The 16,224-nt window shown below is 50.4% G+C and carries 13 protein-coding genes, 2 tRNA genes and 2 pseudogenes; 9 read left to right on the top strand and 8 right to left on the bottom strand.

Translation table 11 applies throughout. The features are described 5' to 3' along the window. Positions 1–35 precede the first annotated feature (35 nt). The 3 genes from EDF82_RS08235 to shiA all read right to left on the bottom strand — a co-directional run bounded on the left by EDF82_RS08235 (position 36) and on the right by shiA (position 3,374). Complete coding sequence (locus EDF82_RS08235) at positions 36–1,145, bottom strand: adenosylhomocysteinase (RefSeq protein ID WP_123755013.1); 1,110 nt, start codon at positions 1,143–1,145, stop codon at positions 36–38. Between the two features lie 124 nt (positions 1,146–1,269). Further along, positions 1,270–2,010, bottom strand: a complete 741-nt coding sequence (locus tag EDF82_RS08230) for a lipoate--protein ligase family protein (RefSeq protein WP_123755012.1) — start codon at positions 2,008–2,010, stop codon at positions 1,270–1,272. 44 nt (positions 2,011–2,054) lie between these two features. Then, the gene (gene shiA / locus EDF82_RS08225; RefSeq protein ID WP_123755011.1) at positions 2,055–3,374 is read right to left on the bottom strand and encodes a shikimate transporter; all 1,320 of its coding nucleotides are present in this window, start codon (positions 3,372–3,374) and stop codon (positions 2,055–2,057) included. Between the two features lie 291 nt (positions 3,375–3,665). Here shiA and EDF82_RS08220 point away from each other — a divergent pair, with 291 nt between their 5' ends. Both EDF82_RS08220 and EDF82_RS08215 read left to right on the top strand, forming a co-directional pair. After that, entirely contained in the window at positions 3,666–4,163 is a 498-nt protein-coding gene (locus EDF82_RS08220; protein WP_123755010.1) for a molybdopterin-dependent oxidoreductase, read from the top strand. Positions 4,164–4,173: 10 nt separating this feature from the next. Further along, positions 4,174–6,096 carry a bifunctional diguanylate cyclase/phosphodiesterase gene (locus EDF82_RS08215; protein ID WP_123755009.1) on the top strand — a complete coding sequence of 641 codons (1,923 nt, stop codon included), beginning with the start codon at positions 4,174–4,176 and terminating at the stop codon, positions 6,094–6,096. A 107-nt stretch (positions 6,097–6,203) separates the two neighbouring features. On the opposite strand, the gene EDF82_RS08210 is transcribed toward EDF82_RS08215, so the two are convergent. After that, positions 6,204–6,279: transfer RNA gene (locus tag EDF82_RS08210), tRNA-Asn, on the bottom strand. 6 nt (positions 6,280–6,285) lie between these two features. Between EDF82_RS08210 and EDF82_RS25640 the strand changes: the two genes are divergently transcribed. The 3 genes from EDF82_RS25640 to EDF82_RS08200 all read left to right on the top strand — a co-directional run bounded on the left by EDF82_RS25640 (position 6,286) and on the right by EDF82_RS08200 (position 8,112). Beyond that, complete coding sequence (locus EDF82_RS25640; protein ID WP_222618218.1) at positions 6,286–6,465, top strand: DUF5951 family protein; 180 nt, start codon at positions 6,286–6,288, stop codon at positions 6,463–6,465. Between the two features lie 8 nt (positions 6,466–6,473). Then, on the top strand, positions 6,474–7,910 hold the full coding sequence (locus EDF82_RS08205) for an EmmdR/YeeO family multidrug/toxin efflux MATE transporter (RefSeq protein WP_123755008.1): 1,437 nt from the start codon (positions 6,474–6,476) through the stop codon (positions 7,908–7,910). A gap of 126 nt (positions 7,911–8,036) precedes the next feature. Then, positions 8,037–8,112: transfer RNA gene (locus EDF82_RS08200), tRNA-Asn, on the top strand. A gap of 117 nt (positions 8,113–8,229) precedes the next feature. Here the strand turns inward: EDF82_RS08200 and EDF82_RS08195 are convergent. The 3 genes from EDF82_RS08195 to EDF82_RS08185 all read right to left on the bottom strand — a co-directional run bounded on the left by EDF82_RS08195 (position 8,230) and on the right by EDF82_RS08185 (position 11,096). Next, positions 8,230–9,684, bottom strand: coding sequence for an AMP nucleosidase (locus EDF82_RS08195; protein ID WP_123755007.1), 1,455 nt, complete (start codon positions 9,682–9,684; stop codon positions 8,230–8,232). 122 nt (positions 9,685–9,806) lie between these two features. Then, positions 9,807–10,058, bottom strand: a complete 252-nt coding sequence (locus tag EDF82_RS08190) for a histidine kinase (protein ID WP_123755006.1) — start codon at positions 10,056–10,058, stop codon at positions 9,807–9,809. A 105-nt stretch (positions 10,059–10,163) separates the two neighbouring features. After that, positions 10,164–11,096 carry a nucleoside recognition domain-containing protein gene (locus EDF82_RS08185; RefSeq protein ID WP_123755005.1) on the bottom strand — a complete coding sequence of 311 codons (933 nt, stop codon included), beginning with the start codon at positions 11,094–11,096 and terminating at the stop codon, positions 10,164–10,166. A gap of 428 nt (positions 11,097–11,524) precedes the next feature. Between EDF82_RS08185 and EDF82_RS25420 the strand changes: the two are divergent. The 4 genes and pseudogenes from EDF82_RS25420 to EDF82_RS08165 all read left to right on the top strand — a co-directional run bounded on the left by EDF82_RS25420 (position 11,525) and on the right by EDF82_RS08165 (position 14,809). Next, positions 11,525–11,709, top strand: a pseudogene (locus EDF82_RS25420) (hypothetical protein). Positions 11,710–11,713: 4 nt separating this feature from the next. After that, positions 11,714–12,016 (top strand): helix-turn-helix domain-containing protein, encoded by a 303-nt coding sequence (locus tag EDF82_RS08175; RefSeq protein ID WP_123755004.1) that lies wholly within the window; start codon positions 11,714–11,716, stop codon positions 12,014–12,016. A 424-nt stretch (positions 12,017–12,440) separates the two neighbouring features. Then, on the top strand, positions 12,441–13,628 hold the full coding sequence (locus tag EDF82_RS08170) for a nucleoid-associated protein (RefSeq protein WP_090049498.1): 1,188 nt from the start codon (positions 12,441–12,443) through the stop codon (positions 13,626–13,628). Between the two features lie 17 nt (positions 13,629–13,645). Then, entirely contained in the window at positions 13,646–14,809 is a 1,164-nt protein-coding gene (locus EDF82_RS08165) for a hypothetical protein (RefSeq protein WP_120763976.1), read from the top strand. 398 nt (positions 14,810–15,207) lie between these two features. Here the strand turns inward: EDF82_RS08165 and EDF82_RS08160 are convergent. Beyond that, a pseudogene (locus EDF82_RS08160) lies at positions 15,208–15,965 on the bottom strand (integrase core domain-containing protein). Positions 15,966–16,224: the final 259 nt, after the last annotated feature.

Here is a 16,224-nt window from a genome sequence, read left to right as displayed (position 1 = left end):
AGGGCGACAGCCGTCGCCCTGATATCCACACGGATTTAGAGCGCCTGTTGCCACACGTTCTGCGGTAGCAGGTAGACCGCAGCCGGCGCCTGCATCCCTTCCGTCACGATATGCTTGATACCGCTGGCCATCACCGCCAGGGTGACGTCAAAGGCGTTGAGGCTGTCGCCAAATCCGGCGGTCAGGTTCAGCATCGAGCCGTTGGCCATCAGATACACGGTTTTATCCTCCATCCGATAGGCGTTGATGAACGGCATGACCTCTTCATGGCTGAACTGACGCAGATAGCCACAGTCGATCTCTTCGGCAACGTGGCCCACGTTGAGGATAAATACTCCGTCTTTCGCCTTGTCCAGGGCCTGGCTGTTGACCACTTTTTTGCCGCCGGTTGCGGTAGCGACCACATCCGCAGAGGCGATGGCATCCTGTAAGTCGACAACGTGCCAGCCATCATAGGCCGCCTGCAGGCGACGAGCGGGATCGATTTCGGCCACCATGACCTGTCCGCCAAAGGCTTTCGCCGAGGCAGCAACGCCTTGACCCACCAGGCCATAGCCGATCACCAGCACTTTTTTCTCATGCAGGGTCAGGTGGGTGGTCTGGAAAAAGGTGTGCCAGGCGGTGAGGCCAACCATGTGACGGTTATGCAAACCCTCTTTCACCGGCAGATCGTCCCAGTTAAAAATCGGGTAGCCGGGACGGATATCGCCCAGGCGGCTGACGCCGGAGCCGGTGGCTTCCAGGCCGGCAACGATATTGCCAAACTCGCCGCGCTGGTGGAGCAGAGTGGTAATATCCGCCCCCATTTCGCACAGATGAGTCGGTTCCCAGGCAATGGCCTGTTCCCAGGATTGCTGCCAGTCGGCATCGCTCATGTCGCGCCAGGCGCAGGCCTCAGCGCCGCGCTCGACCAGCCAGGCGACCACATCATCCTGAACGGTGGTCGGGTTGCAGGTGGTCAGAAAGACTTTTGCCCCTTTTTCGAGGATCCCCTGCACCAGTGGGATCATTTTCATATCCAGATGCATGCAGCAGGCCAGTCGCACCTGGCTCAGGTCTGGAAGCGCGGCAACCTGGCGCAGCGTCCGCGGCATATTCTGGCGGGCCCATGCCACGTCTTTCGTAAAGTTTGTCTTATTATTCAATGTATTGTGACCTTTAGTGCGTAGAGCGGGTTAATCCCCGATGGAAAAAAGGATTCTAGCGTAATGCGTGGGAATCCGGTAACGACAGCGCATTACGGCTGTCTGTCGTCGCCGCTGAGTGGTTCTAAGCAGGCGAGTGCAGCTGTTGCGCCAGCGCCTGGCGAAAACGATCCAGCAGGTTAGTCTCACCGAGCAGTAGCTCCGATAGCGAGACGGTTTTATCGGCCCGATAGACCCGGCCGCTGTTGAGCCTGGCTTCGAACGCATTAGCCGCCTGATGTGCAGCGGGCAGATCGGCTTCCAGTAAGATCACCGCATGGGCGAGGACGATATGCCCCTCGCCCTGCGAAAGAGGCCGCCAGTACTGGGCGGTTCCGGCAATTTTGCGCACATCCTCGCCCTCGCCGCAGGCCAGGTTGTAGCGCCCGTCGCAGAACGAACCGGTGACCGACTGAAAATGGCTGGTGACGCCGAACGTCGCCAGGGTGCGCTGCAGCAGCCCGCAGAGCAGGAGATAGATCGGCTCCGCCGCTTCTCCCAGCGGTTGTGATACCGGCCAGGCGAGACTGAGATTGACGATCCCCGGACCTTGCGGCACCAGCCCGCCGCCGGATCGGCGTATCCATACCGGCCAGCCGCGGTGGCTGAAAAGCGTGCTGACGTGGTCAAGCTCACTAAATTTGCGGTAGCTTCCCGGCACGACAAACCCCTGCGGCGCCTGCCAGAGCTGGGCCACTGCCTGGCCATTACGCGCCAGCTCAATCAGTGGTTGCTCGGCAAGGGTCGGGTCGGGACAGAACCGCAGCGGGAGTTCCTGATGATGAAACTGCGCGGGCCAGCAGGCGGGACGGTTCTCCTGGATCATGACATCTCCTTATGGACGGCGGTTTTTCCGCCGTCCGCATGCTATCAGGGGTGAGTTTTCTGTTTCATCAGCATCGCCGTGAGGGCAGAGAGCAGGCAGCCGACGGTCAGGTAAATCGCCACGCTGTGCCACGATCCTCCGGAGAAGGTCACTAACGCCGCCGCGATAAACGGCGTAAAACCGCCGCCAACCACGCTGGCCACCTGATAGCCGACACCGGCACCGCTGTAGCGGTAGCTGGCACCGAACATCTCGGTGAACATTGGCTGCTGGACGCACACCACCATATCATGGGCGATATTGGCCAGCATCAGGGCGAAAAACAGGATCCAGAAGTAAGACTGACTCTCCAGGGCCATAAAGAACGGGAAGGCGCTCAGGGTGCCGATCAGTGCACCGGTTATATAGATGCGTCGCCGGCCAAAGCGGTCAGCCAGCCAGGCGAAGCAGGGAATCGTCAAACAGCTGATGGCGCCGACCAGCAGGCCAATATTCAGGAACAGTTCGCGCGGTAGCCCGAGGTTCTGCGTAGAGTAATTCAGGGCGAAGGCGGTCACGATATACATCGTTAACAGTTCGCACAGGCGCAGGGCGATGATCAGCAGAAACGCGCCGGGATGGCGGAGCAGGGCTTCGATTACCGGCAGACGTTTTTTCTCCGCCGGTTGCGGTTTCTGCTGCTGATTTTCAAATTCCGCCGATTCGGCCATGCCGTTGCGGATCCACAGGGCGATCAACACCAGCACCACGCTGAACAGGAAGGGCAAACGCCAGCCCCAGCTCAGGAACTGTTCGTCGGTGGTGTTGGCGCTAATCAGCGAGACCAGGCCGGTCGAGAGCAGCAGGCCGACACCATAACCCACCTGCACCCCGCTGCTGTAAAAGGCTTTTTTATGTTTTGGGGCGCTTTCCACGGCTAACAGCGCCGCGCCACCCCATTCACCGCCTACGGCGAAGCCCTGAATGGCTCGCAGGATGACCAGCAGAACCGGCGCCCACCAACCAATCTGGTTAAAGGAGGGAAGCAAACCGATGCAGGCGGTGGCAATGCCCATCATCCAGACGGTCATCATCAGCATCCGTTTACGTCCGAGACGATCGCCGAAATGGCCAAAGATAATGCCGCCTAACGGGCGAAACAGGAAACCGACGCCGAAGGTGGCGAAGGCTGCCAGGGTACCCATCGCGGGACTGACCTGCGGGAAAAACTCGCGGTTAAACACCAGCGCGGCGGTGATGCCGTACAGCAAAAAGTCATACCAGTCGACTACCGCACCGGCAAAGCTGCCCCAGGCCGCTCTTCTGGCGCGATTAAGTGAACAAACCTCCTTGCCGGGGGGATGAGAAATAAGCGTTGAGTCCATACTAATCCTGTCTGTTGTCATATTTGTCATTATTGGAATGAGACGCAGTCTTAGCCACGTCTTTACAGAGACTACCGCGCAGGCCGGGCAGAGAAAAGATTTTTACCGGAGACGTTGCATAAATGGCAAAAAACGTTCTTTTTATCACCAGGTGTAAACACAGGAAAGGAGGGTTCTGAAATGCGGAAATATTTTTAATCCAGAACCTCACAACCCGGGGCTGACATCTTTTAAGAATTGACCCTAATGGTTTACAATTAACAAAACTCCAATTACGGAATGGTGAGCAAAATGCGTCTACTTTTCGCAGTGTTATTTTGTGTTATGGCTGTGCCAAATGCGTTTGCAGAAAAACTGCCTGCCCCTACGGGCAAGCCCGTTTTAACCATTTCCGGCCTGATTGGGAATACCAATGTTGGCGATACCGCGGTGTTTGACCGGGATATGCTGGAAAAACTGGGGATGGAGACGATTGTGACCACCACGCCATGGTACTCAGGCAAGGTGCGTTTCGATGGTGTTTCCCTTAAGAAATTGATGGATTTAGTGGGCGCTAAAGGTGAAACCGCAAAGGTTATTGCCCTTAATGATTATACGACTACCGTCCCGCTCGAAGACTTCCGCAAGTTCCCGACGATTCTGGCGCTAAAAATGAACGGCGAATATATGCAGATCCGCGATAAAGGCCCTTTATTTATTGTTTATCCGTACGACAGTAGCCCGGAACTACAGAATCAGATCTATTATTCCCGTTCGTCATGGCAAGTTTCAAAAATTATCATTGAGTAAGGGTTTGATCTTGAATCGAATACTTACCGCCATTATTTTGTCGCTTTTCATCATCACCGGGTACATTACCTACCTGGTGCATGAGCGGCAAGGTGAGTTACAGAAATTAACCCGCTATACGGACTCCTGGTCAGTCTCCCAGATGGTTTCCGAATATATGCGGCTGGAGGCGAGTTTAGGCGCGTATGCGCTCGGTGTTGATAGCGTCGACCACGATAAGGTCCGCCTGCGTCTGGATATTATGCTGAGCCAGATTGAACTGCTGGAGCAGGGCGATCTGGGCAGCTTTATCCGTAAGGACGCGGGGCGTAAGGCAACCGTGGCGAGTTTGATTCATATTTTACGTCAGCTCGACGGGGAACTCGATACGATGACCCCGGCACAGATCAAGCTCGTATTACGCGACATGAGCGAGCTTGACGGACCGATGACGTCGATTGCCTCCACCTCGCTGGTGCAGGGGATCGACGTGGTTAACGAGACCCACGACAAGATACAGAATCTGTATTTTATCTACTCTATTATCTCCGTCCTGCTGATCACCACCTGTATTACCCTGGGCCTGTTGATGTTGCGTCAGAATAACAACCTGCGCCGCGCCCATGTCAGAATGAAACTGCTGGCCGACGATCTGCAGTCATCGAAAGAGAAGCTACAGGTGCAGAACCGCCGGCTGCAGTACGATGCCTATCATGACTCATTAACCGGAATGCCAAACCGGCTCTCCTTCTGGCAAAAACTGCAAGAGGTCGTTAATCAGGTCAGGCCTTACAACGGCTCGGCGGTGATCATGCTGTTCGATCTCGATAACTTTAAAGATGTGAACGATACGCTGGGACACGATTCCGGCGATAAGCTGCTGCAGGAACTGGCCAGTCGACTCTCCTTTTTCCGTAAAACCTCGGAAACGCTGTATCGCCTGGGAGGGGATGAGTTTGCGCTGATCTCCAGCGATCTGAGCGAAGAGATGGCGCTGGATCGCGCCCAGGTCATTCGTGAGAAAATCACCCAGCCTTATCAAATTTATGATTCGCTGATCAATATTGATGCCTGTATCGGCGTGGTACTTTCTGAGCGGGAAACCCGTACCGATTATCTGTATAAGTGTGCCGATCTTGCGTTATATGAAGCCAAGAAGGAGGGGAGCGGCACGATCAAAATCTTCCGCCCTGACATGTTGCAACGTCTCCAGGAGAATAAGTCCTTTGAGGATGATCTGCTGCAGGCTCTCGATAATGGTGAGTTCCGGGTCTATTACCAGCCGATAGCCGATACGGTCAACGGCGAAATTTATGGCTACGAGGCGCTGGTGCGCTGGTTCCATCCTGTGCGTGGCGTGGTGCCGCCCACCACCTTTATTCCGATTGCCGAGAAGACCGGGATGATCAATGCGCTCGGGGAGTGGGTGTTGAGTACCGCCTGCGAGGAGGCCGCGAGGTGGTCGTCTCCGATGAAGGTCTCGGTTAACGTGTCGCCCATTCAGTTAATTAACAGCTCGCTGACCGACGTGGTTATCTCGGTCCTCAAGCGCACAGGGCTGGATCCGCACCGTCTGGACCTCGAAATTACCGAGTCGGATATATTCAATGAAAATACCCGTTCTTTAGAGATCCTCAGCCAGCTGCGCGAGCTTGGCATCCAGATTTCTATTGATGATTTTGGTACCGGTTACTCGTCATTGTCGCGCTTGAGCTATTTCCCGTTCGACAAAATCAAAATCGACCGCTCATTTGTGGTGAATATTCCAATGCAGAAAGATGACCTGGATATCGTCCGGTTGATTATCAGCATGGGGAAAAGCCTACATATGCGCATCGTCGCCGAAGGTGTCGAAACCGAAGAGCAGCTACATTCCTTGCAGCAGCTTGGTTGCGACCTGGTTCAGGGTTATCTGATTGGTAAACCCGGCCCGCTGAATACCCCGGCTAAATAATGACCTCTGGTGATCTGGCGCGGGTCTGAATAATCAGTTCAGGAGAGTTGGCTGATTGCGGAAAGCAAAAAGCCCGCTCAGGTTACCCTGAGCGGGCTTCTTAAATATGGCTCCTCTGACTGGACTCGAACCAGTGACATACGGATTAACAGTCCGCCGTTCTACCGACTGAACTACAGAGGAATCGGTGTGGAGTCGTATCTTAGCGGCGAAAAAAATTTTGTCAAACATCTAATTGCCCCCTCAGAACCAACTGGCGGTTCCATCAACAATTTGTTGCTATTACCGACGATTAATAAGGAAAAATGTTTTGCAGGAACGGCCATTCTCCATCATCATTTGAAATGTAGTTTCAACTTTTCTCACTAAGGTCTCCCTTGAACGCCACCTCCGCAGTGCGCCAGGTCTTTGAACGAACAACCTGGTTCAAAAAACGTAAGAGTTACCGTGTGCTGTACTGGCGCGAAATCAGCCCCCTTGCTGTGCCTATTTTCCTCGAAAATACCTGTGTTTTATTGATGGGCGTGCTGAGCACATTCCTGGTCAGCTGGCTGGGAAAAGAGGCGATGGCCGGCGTCGGTCTGGCCGATAGCTTCAATATGGTGATCATGTCGTTCTTTGCCGCCATTGACCTTGGGACCACGGTGGTGGTGGCCTTTAGCCTGGGCAAACGTGACCGGCGACGGGCAAGAGCGGCGGCCCGACAGTCGCTGGCGATCATGACGCTGTTCTCAATCCTGCTGGCGGTGGTGATCCATGCCTTTGGGAAGGAGATCATCGACGTGGTTGCCGGTGAGGCCTCGGAAGAGGTGAAGGCGATGGCGTTGACCTACCTTGAGCTGACGGTGCTGAGCTATCCGGCGGCGGCCATCGCGCTGATCGGCAGCGGGGCGCTGCGCGGTGCAGGCAACACGAAAATTCCGCTGCTGATCAATGGCGGGATGAACATTCTCAACATCATTATCAGCAGTATCCTGATTTACGGTATTTTTTCCTGGCCGGGCCTGGGGTTTGTTGGCGCCGGTCTGGGGCTGACGATTGCCCGCTATATTGGCGCGGTGGCGATTATCTGGGTGCTGGCGATTGGCTTTAACCCGGCGCTGCGTATTTCGATCAAAAGTTATTTCCAGCCCTTCAACTTTGCGATTATCTGGGAAGTGATGGGCATCGGTATTCCGGCCAGCATCGAGTCCGTACTCTTCAACAGCGGCAAACTGCTGACGCAAATGTTTGTCGCCGGAATGGGGACTAACGTTATCGCTGGTAACTTTATTGCCTTTTCCGTCGCCGCGCTGATTAACCTGCCGGGTAACGCACTGGGGTCCGCCTCGACGATCATTACCGGTAAACGGTTAGGTAAAGGACAAATAGGACAGGCGGAGCGCCAGGCGTGGCACGTGTTCTGGCTATCGACGGTGGTGCTCACGGTTATTGCGTGGGGGACGGCGCCGTTTGCTAATCTGATCGCCTCGTTCTACACCAGCGAAGAAGACGTCAAAGTTGTGGTTAAAGAGCTGCTATGGCTGAACGCCTTCTTTATGCCTATCTGGGCGACCTCGTGGATTTTACCTTGCGCATTTAAAGGTGCGCGCGATGTGCGCTATACCATGTGGGTATCGATGCTGGGAATGTGGGGCTGTCGCGTGGTGGCGGGCTATACCCTGGGGATTGTGCTGGGGATGGGGGTCATCGGGGTCTGGCTGGGCATGGTGCTCGACTGGGCGGTACGCGGCGTGCTGTTCTATGGCCGTATGGTGAGCGGGCGTTGGCTGTGGAAATATCCGCGCGTCAAAACTCAAGTGGACGAAACATAACCACTTTTCAGTAAAAACGGCAATATTTGTGCAAAGTGGAGAATAAATCGGCAAACGGTGTGAATTATGAAAACAGCCTTTGACAAGGGCACCCACCGCCGTTAATATTCGCCCCGTTCACACGATTCCTCTGTAGTTCAGTCGGTAGAACGGCGGACTGTTAATCCGTATGTCACTGGTTCGAGTCCAGTCAGAGGAGCCATATTTAAGAAACCCGCTTAAGGAAACTTAAGCGGGTTTTTTGCTTTTTGTCTTCTGGATGGTGCTGTTATTTTCCGGTGCCCTGCGCGAAGCACGCGCAGGGCTATGGGCTATGGCGTTAGCGGAACGGGGGTTCGTTGAAGGTGCGCAGCTTACGGGAGTGCATGTGATCGCCCTCTGCGCGTAGTAAATCGATGGCCTTGATGCCGATTTGCAAATGTTCGGAAATGGCCCCTTCATAGAAACGGTTCGCCTGGCCGGGCAGCTTAATCTCGCCGTGAAGCGGTTTGTCTGACACGCACAGCAGTGTGCCGTACGGCACGCGGAAGCGGTAGCCCTGGGCGGCAATGGTGGCGCTTTCCATATCGATGGCGACGGCACGGCTGAGGTTAAAGCGCAGCGCCGAGGCGGAATAGCGCAACTCCCAGTTCCGATCATCGGTCGTCACGACCGTCCCGGTACGCAGGCGCTGTTTGACCTCTTCTCCCGGCATGCCGCTAATCTGCTTGGTGGCGTCGTAAAGTGCACGCTGCACTTCGGCAATGCTGGGTATCGGGATATCGGGCGGCAGCACCGCATCCAGCACGTGGTCATCGCGCAGGTAGGCATGCGCCAGCACGTAGTCCCCAATGGTCTGGCTTTCACGCAGGCCGCCGCAGTGGCCAATCATCAGCCAGACGTCCGGACGCAGGACCGCCAGGTGGTCGCAGATGTTTTTGGCGTTTGCCGGCCCGACGCCGATATTAATCAAGGTAATTCCCTGACCATCTTTGGTGATCAGGTGCCAGGCTGGCATCTGATGCTTTTTCCACGCCAGATCGGAAACAGCCTGCTCCGGTGCTTCGGTATCGGCGGTGATCCAGATGCCGCCGGCGCAGGAGAGGGCGATATAGGGGCTGTCGGGGTCAAGAATCTGGCTGCATCCCCAGCTGACGAACTCATCGACGTAGCGCGTGTAGTTGGTAAACAGGACGTACGGCTGGAAGTGATCGACCGGCGTGCCAGTGTAGTGACGCAGGCGCGCGAGGGAGAAATCCACACGGCGGGCATCAAAATGGGAAAGCGGATGATGCTCGGTCGGATGGAACAGCCCGTCGGCGGTCTCATCACCGATTTGCGACAGCTCGGTGGTCGGGAAATGTCGGGTCAGGCCAGCACTCATCGAACGATCGAGCGTTAAGGCTGAACCATCGATGACATACGGATAGGGGATTTCATGCTGCGACCGCTCGACGCTGATATGCGCGCCGTAATCCTGATACAACGACGTGAGCTGCTCCAGCAGATAGGCACGAAAAAGTTTGGGATTGGTAATGGTCGTGGTGTAGCAACCGGCATGAGTGAAGCGGCCCCATGCTCGGGTTTTTAGCGCTTTATGGTCGGCGCCATCCCAGGATACGGACAGCTGTGGATAGACAAACAGTCCGTTGGCGCGCTCTTCTTCATCAGGGAGTACGCTTTGGTTGATATACTCGCCGATGGCTTTACGTAATGCATCGACCGAACGTTCATACTGCGCTTCAAGCTGGCTCAGCGCTTGCTCCGGGGTCAGACTGGCGGCCTTCTGGTTCATCTTCGCTCCTTATTTCAGGTCTGCTGACATGCCCGATAGTATGTCACAGACGGAAAAGTGCGAAGGGGAATTTCAGCGGCTTAGCGGCGAAAGTGATTGAATTCGATATTGTTGATGATGTTTTACGCAGGCGTGACGGCTTCAGCCCAGTGTTCGGTAGTGTAGGGGCGTGCTTTGATAACTTTTACGCTGTTTGCCAGGTTGCCATTAATGCAATAGCGAGCGTTTGCCAGTGGCGTGAGCTTATCGCCACACCGCAGGGGGAGATGGCAGGAATCAACCGTGGCGATTATCGCTAACTGACCACTTTGCAAGACCACACAATGCGGGCCTGCCTCGTTGGCTGACCGTACTTTTTTGACCCACCATTCCATCCGACTTTCTCTGCGCTATGATTTCCCCGGCGATAATTGCCGGTTCCCTCATTTCTTACAATCGGAATAGACCATTGGTTTAGTCTGTGTTTAACCGGCCATGAATCAGAATATCGTCACATGCATGATTGTCCGCACCAGAATGCCGATAATGGCGCCCGGGGCGGCAAAACGAAACAGGCGAACAAAGCGCGAGCTGATCCCCAGATAGATGCCGATACCCGGCAGGTCAAACGACTGGACCAGCAGCCCGGCGGAGGCATTGAGCTGGCTGACGGTGACTTTCCCTTGCTGAATTAATTCAGAAACGACCCCGAAATAGGCGGTGCCGCCGGCGACGCATTTCACCAGGGTTGGCAGGACGAAATTCACCGGAATGTTTAACCACAGCAGCAGCGGCATCAGCAGTTGCTGCAGCAGTTCGATGAGGCCTGCCTCCTTCATGATGCCGACGATGGTTAGCGACAGGATCAGCATGGGGACCGCGCCAAGCGCAAGGCGAATGGCATCGGAACCGGCGTTGTTAATCACCGCGAGCATCCCCTGGCTGTTTTGCTCGCTATTCGGCAGCGCTTCAGCACGTGGATTCTCCGCGATAGACAACCGGCGACCGGTGATATACCAGGTGGCTGCCGCCGCGCACAGACCGCCGACCATGGAGATGGCAATCGAGGCGGTCCAGTGCAGGCCAAAAGGGGTCAGCGGATAAAAGACGTTACCCTGTCCCATGGCGAACACCATGGCGAGGGTTGCGGCCATCTGCCGGTCTGAGACGCCGCGTTTATCCATGATCGACAACGTGGCCAGCGGGGCGGCAAAGCTCACGAAGTTCATCTGGATCAGCGCGAAGGCGCTCATGCCGCTGAGGCCGAAAGGCTTGAGTAACGGAGCAACCCAGCGGACGATAACATCGAGCACGCCGCGCACTTCCAGGTATTTCATGATCATCAGCATCACGACCATGATGGGTAAGAGCGTATAAAGTGCGACATCAACGGAAGATTTACCCGCCGACATAATGATGCTTATTACATCCATTTATTCTCAGTCACCGCATTGCGCAAAGATAATGTGCCTCATCATATTCCCCACCGAAAGAAAATGATATCGCGGCTCTGGAGGCGGTTTTGCCCTCCTGCCACAGGGGTGGGCATCATCAAAACAGGCTTACCGGGCATCAAAAGCCTTGTGGCGTCTGGGCTGACGGATGAAACAAACCGCACGGGACGAGGCATTTAGTGGCCGTGCTCGGGAGGAATTGTCACAGGGGGATGCGGTAACTGTCCTGTCTGGCAATGGAGCCCGGCCGCAATACAACGGCACATTTACACCCCTTTCAATCAATGGTTGGAATGCGTTTTCCTTTTATCAATAAATGGCCATGCATTTTGTTTGGCGGGTCCCCATTATCTGCATTATTGATTTGCATCTATATAGCCTGGGATCTATATTGCAAGGAGGGGCCTGTGTGGACGATTAAGACTACGGATCGGTTTGATATCTGGTTTAGTGAACTTGGTGCCGCTGACCGGGCCTGTGTACTGGCGTCGCTACTAAGGTCGGGAATGAAAAACGCTTTTATGACCAGATGATCCCGGTCGCCGATCGGGAGTTCAGCGATTATTTAAATACGCCAGATGATGAGGAATAGCGCGATGGGCAGAACGCTCGAACAGCTTCTTGCTGATGAAACACCGAATGTCGTGGCCGATGCACGGGCAATGGCTACGGACATCCTGCTCAATATCCACCTTGCCGAACTGCGTGAGAAAGTACAGAAAACCCAGGTAGAAATGGCGCAGGCTTTGGGGATCCGGCAACCTACGGTTGCCAGTATGGAGAAGCCGGGGCGGGATTTGAAACTGTCCACGCTCAAACGCTATGTAGAGGCGACGGGCGGCAAACTACGTCTTGACGTGGAGCTACCGGATGGTTCCCATTACGGCTTTACCCTGTAGTGAATTCTCCTTACTACAATGCAAGAAGCCCGCTTAAGTTTCCTTAAGCGGGCTTCTCTAATATGGCTCCTCTGACTGGGATCGCCTTTGCCAGTAACTGGCTAATATGTAAGCTAAACCTGAATTGCCGTTCTGTCAAGACCACCAGAATGACCACCAATAGATCTTATCTGCATCTGCAAAGTTATATACTATCGATAAAGGGGGATATCTCTTGGATGTCTTCTTCCTCAGAGAGAAAAAATCGTAGAATTATATATATTAATAGGTAAAACCTTTTGGCTGTTTAATGTCATTGTAATATACTGTTTTTATATACATGATTGTATACTTCAATGATTACTAGCAAGTAAATATAAGAATATAATATATTATGTAGTTTTTATATGTTCTCGGTTGGAATGATTTTGAATAAGGACCATACATGGCTGATAGTAATGAACATTTAAATAATAATTGCCCCTCATGCGGTAGCATGCTTGATTCAGATGAAGTGTGTGCTTGTGGCTATGACTCAAGCTTGGATGTGCAGGAGGAAAGTTATGTCCCTCAGTTTGCATTGACAGCAACTCTGGATAAAGTGTCAGGGGACTCCGGCCCTATATTTAAAGAGTCTTTAGGTGAAGTTTGGACATTAGATACAGAAGACGTTCAGCTTTTTATTAAACAAATCGAGAAAAAATTTAAACTTAAAAGGAAACTTCATGGTGTAATCGATGAAAATAAAATGCCATTAAGTGCACCTATTTCTTTCAGTAAATATCTAAATCAAAATATAGATTTTAAATCTTTTGTTCAGTCAATGATGGATAGAATGAGAGGTGAAGCGAATAATGACAAATCAAGGCTTTCTGGTGGGGCTATAATATTTATTCATTACAATGTAGATAATGATAAAGAAAGTAGTGGTCGTCTTTTTATTATCATGGTGGATAGAAAGGGAGTCTTTAATTTCGATAAAAATCTTATTCCAGAGAAATTACCATCTATAGATATAGATTCCTTGCGACAAGCTGTCCTTGTTGATTTGACTTTATTCAAAGCAAGCTACCCAGAAAATAATGGCGACCCTTATCTGCACTTTATATCTGGTCGATCTAGTAGCGAATTCTTTAAGCGAGCATTGGGTTGTAACCCAAAAATTGATAATAATAGAAGTATTGATGAAACAAATAGAGCTGTTGATGATTTTGTTAAGGTAATGAAGTTAAAGCACATCGATAGAGTTAAAGTAAAGAAAGCAGTCGAAGCTTTGATGAAATCAAAAGCAAAAGATCCCAATGATAGAAAGTTAACGATTGAAGATATAGGGAATTGTATAGAGAAAACCCTTCCTGAAAATAAAGAATTAAAAGGGAAGTTTGTACAGTTCGCGGATGTTAATGAATATGTTATTGATGATTTTTTCGAACCAAGTAGATTTTCTGGAAGTAGCTTTGGAGAAATAAAGATTTCTGATGCGGAACAGGAATATGAATGTAAAATATCTGTTGATGCAATTAGCGAGGATGATACATCAAATGCAAAAGTTATATATGATAGAGCTAATGGCCAATTAATAATACGATTGTCGCATAATGCAGTAACTGAAATCGAGAAAATAGTTGGTTAAATTTACAAGGAGAAGTGATGAGCGACATGAATGGTTTTGAAACATTAGTAAATGCTATCTTATCGGCAAAAATTGAAGTCGATAGTGGCTATATGTTGCTCGAATTTGAAGACCAATCAATTGATATTAATATAATATCTAAGTTAATCAAAGATTATGGTTTAGCCGTAGAACCTGAAGTTGAAAGTAAAGAAATTATTTTCCCGTTGTCTTCTGGGGCATTTCGAGATGATTCAAATATATATAGTACGCTAGATTCCTTTTTGAGAACATGTATTTCTCTAGGTTATGTTCCTAATGATTTTATTATTCTCACTGAGAAGATTTCTTCACTATTAATTGATGATAAAATTGGTAGTATTGATATTTACTTAAAATGGACTTCAGTATTATCCAGTGTTGCTAATCATCAAATTGGAGGGAAGTTTATACTCTATATACCAAGTGATAATGGTGGTAAGGAGTTAGTTATTAATTCCTACGAAAGATTGGACTATATTATAAAAGCTCCCTATAGCAAGGTCGCTGTAGACTCAGTTGATAAAATAATAAAGGTACTTGATGTCGAGGATGCTCAGTCTCCCGAAAGAAAATCTATTATTCGTACTGCTATATATGATTTGATTAATAACATTGAGAGTAAAGATGTTTCAGCGCTAATCACAATAAGCGAGAGGGTTTTTAACCGGTATAACGATCTTTTGGAGTTATATACTAATAGATTCTCCGTTAACAAACTATTGTCTGAATTGGAACAAAAAAACCTTGAGTATACAACCAAAATAAATGATTTTGTTTCATCTAGTCAGACAAAAGCTTTTGCAATTCCTGGGGCCTTGATTGCGATCGGTGGATTAGCTAAAGCCAGCGGCTTCTGGGATTCTTTATTGATTTTTATAGGTCTCTTTCTCGTATATTACATAACTTCTATGTCCAACCAAGTTTTATATGAGTCCTATATAACTTTAAAAAATAGTCTTAATGACTCTTTTTCAAGGTATTCTAAATTTGATGAAGGGGTGGAAGTTAGGGATGCAGCCAAAAAAATCTCATTAGAGCTTTATCATAAAATAGATAATGCAAAAGAACGGTTGGAAAAAGTTAATAGCATTGCAAAATGGATGCTTTGGATAGGTGGGGGGTATCTGGTCTTGAAAATGATATTTATTGATGGTAAGTAAATAGAAATATTGTTAATCTAATTTTGTTTTTCAATTATCAAGAGAATGACAAGTGAGAGTTTTTATATCACCATGTGATGGTTGTTTAGTTTGATTTTCAAGCTCTTTTGTAATTTCATCTACAACCGAATTATTAGTTTTTCGGGAGCCTGAAAGTGTATAACTAATTGGGTTTCACTGGTATTAAAAAATTATACTTTCATATTTATTGAAGTTCCCCTCTTCATGAGTTTTTGCAAGTGAATTACTGGCGGATTTCTTATCTTCTCTATTGAACTACCATTTATCCATCATGTTATTTAAAATAATCGGAAAAATTAACATTGGGAGATACACCTAGAAGTTTGGCCAATGTTTCAAAAATGACTGTAAGTGCACCGGTTTTAGTTCCCCGCACTTTATGGGATTTCAGCCATCAGCCGGTACTCTTCAGGTGTCCAGTTGTTCAGTGACTCGTGAGGGCGCTCGCCGTTATATTCAGCCAGCCAGCGCTATGTAATTTCCCGTGCTTCATTCAGGGTTCTGAATAGATAAAAATCCAATATTTCTGTCCGGTACGTCCGGTTGAACCGTCCGATAAAGGCATTCTGCGTGGGCTTGCCGGGCCTGATAAATTCCAGCATCACACCATGCTCTTCTGCCCATTGTGCCAGCGTCAGCTAGACCAGCTCCGGGCCGCTATCCATCCGCATTTTCAGCAGGTATCCGCAGTTTGCCACGTTCCTGTCCAGCACTCTCACGACCCGCTGCGCCGGGATATTCAGGTCAATTTCGATCGCCAGCGCTTCGCGATTAAAACCATCCACTACGTTGAAGGTCCGTAAGCGCCTGCAGCACACCAGCGCATAGTGCATAAAATCGATGGACCAACTCACGCTTTATCGCTGGTTTTAAAGCTTTTTTCAATAACGTCTTTCACTCCGCGGCATTCGAGACTCAGGTTCGCAAGCATCTGTTTCAGTCGGCGGTTTTCATCCTCAAGTTCTTTCATCTTTTTGATATCAGAGACTTCCATATCGCCGAACTTCGCTTTCCAGTTATAGTACAAGGCCTCAGAGATCCCGGCATCGCGGCAGACATCCTTAACGGTACGTTTGGCTTCGACGGACTTCATAACAGCGATGATCTGGTGTTCGGTTAATCCGGCTTTGCGCATGGTGATCTCATCCAGGGACATAGTCAGTATGCCGGAAGATCTCTAAAAGTAAATGGCCCGGTTTACCGGGTTGCTTACAGATCAGCCGCTTCAAAGTTGGGGTGTAAGCCGAGTACTGGTACTAGATGCTGGACTGTGGGTGGGGCTTTGGCTGGTGAAAACACTTTCAAAAAAATAACATAGTTAGTGATCGATGCCATTATGCAGGGGTATAATCTTATTCTATGATTTTTCGAACAAAATAGTTGCCATTTCAGGC

The organism is Klebsiella sp. BIGb0399 (assembly GCF_003752615.1).
In the GTDB taxonomy this organism is placed as follows: domain Bacteria; phylum Pseudomonadota; class Gammaproteobacteria; order Enterobacterales; family Enterobacteriaceae; genus Klebsiella; species Klebsiella lignicola.
This window is presented reverse-complemented; position numbering and strand designations above follow the sequence as displayed.

Excerpts from the sequence above, each read along its gene's own strand:
- EDF82_RS08190 (WP_123755006.1), bottom strand. The coding sequence starts at position 10,058 with ATGGAATGGTGGGTCAAAAAAGTACGGTCAGCCAACGAGGCAGGCCCG.
- EDF82_RS08220 (WP_123755010.1), top strand. The coding sequence starts at position 3,666 with ATGCGTCTACTTTTCGCAGTGTTATTTTGTGTTATGGCTGTGCCAAAT.
- EDF82_RS08185 (WP_123755005.1), bottom strand. The coding sequence starts at position 11,096 with ATGGATGTAATAAGCATCATTATGTCGGCGGGTAAATCTTCCGTTGAT.
- EDF82_RS08230 (WP_123755012.1), bottom strand. The coding sequence starts at position 2,010 with ATGATCCAGGAGAACCGTCCCGCCTGCTGGCCCGCGCAGTTTCATCAT.
- EDF82_RS08170 (WP_090049498.1), top strand. The coding sequence starts at position 12,441 with ATGGCTGATAGTAATGAACATTTAAATAATAATTGCCCCTCATGCGGT.
- EDF82_RS08175 (WP_123755004.1), top strand. The coding sequence starts at position 11,714 with ATGGGCAGAACGCTCGAACAGCTTCTTGCTGATGAAACACCGAATGTC.
- EDF82_RS08195 (WP_123755007.1), bottom strand. The coding sequence starts at position 9,684 with ATGAACCAGAAGGCCGCCAGTCTGACCCCGGAGCAAGCGCTGAGCCAG.
- EDF82_RS08165 (WP_120763976.1), top strand. The coding sequence starts at position 13,646 with ATGAGCGACATGAATGGTTTTGAAACATTAGTAAATGCTATCTTATCG.
- shiA (WP_123755011.1), bottom strand. The coding sequence starts at position 3,374 with ATGGACTCAACGCTTATTTCTCATCCCCCCGGCAAGGAGGTTTGTTCA.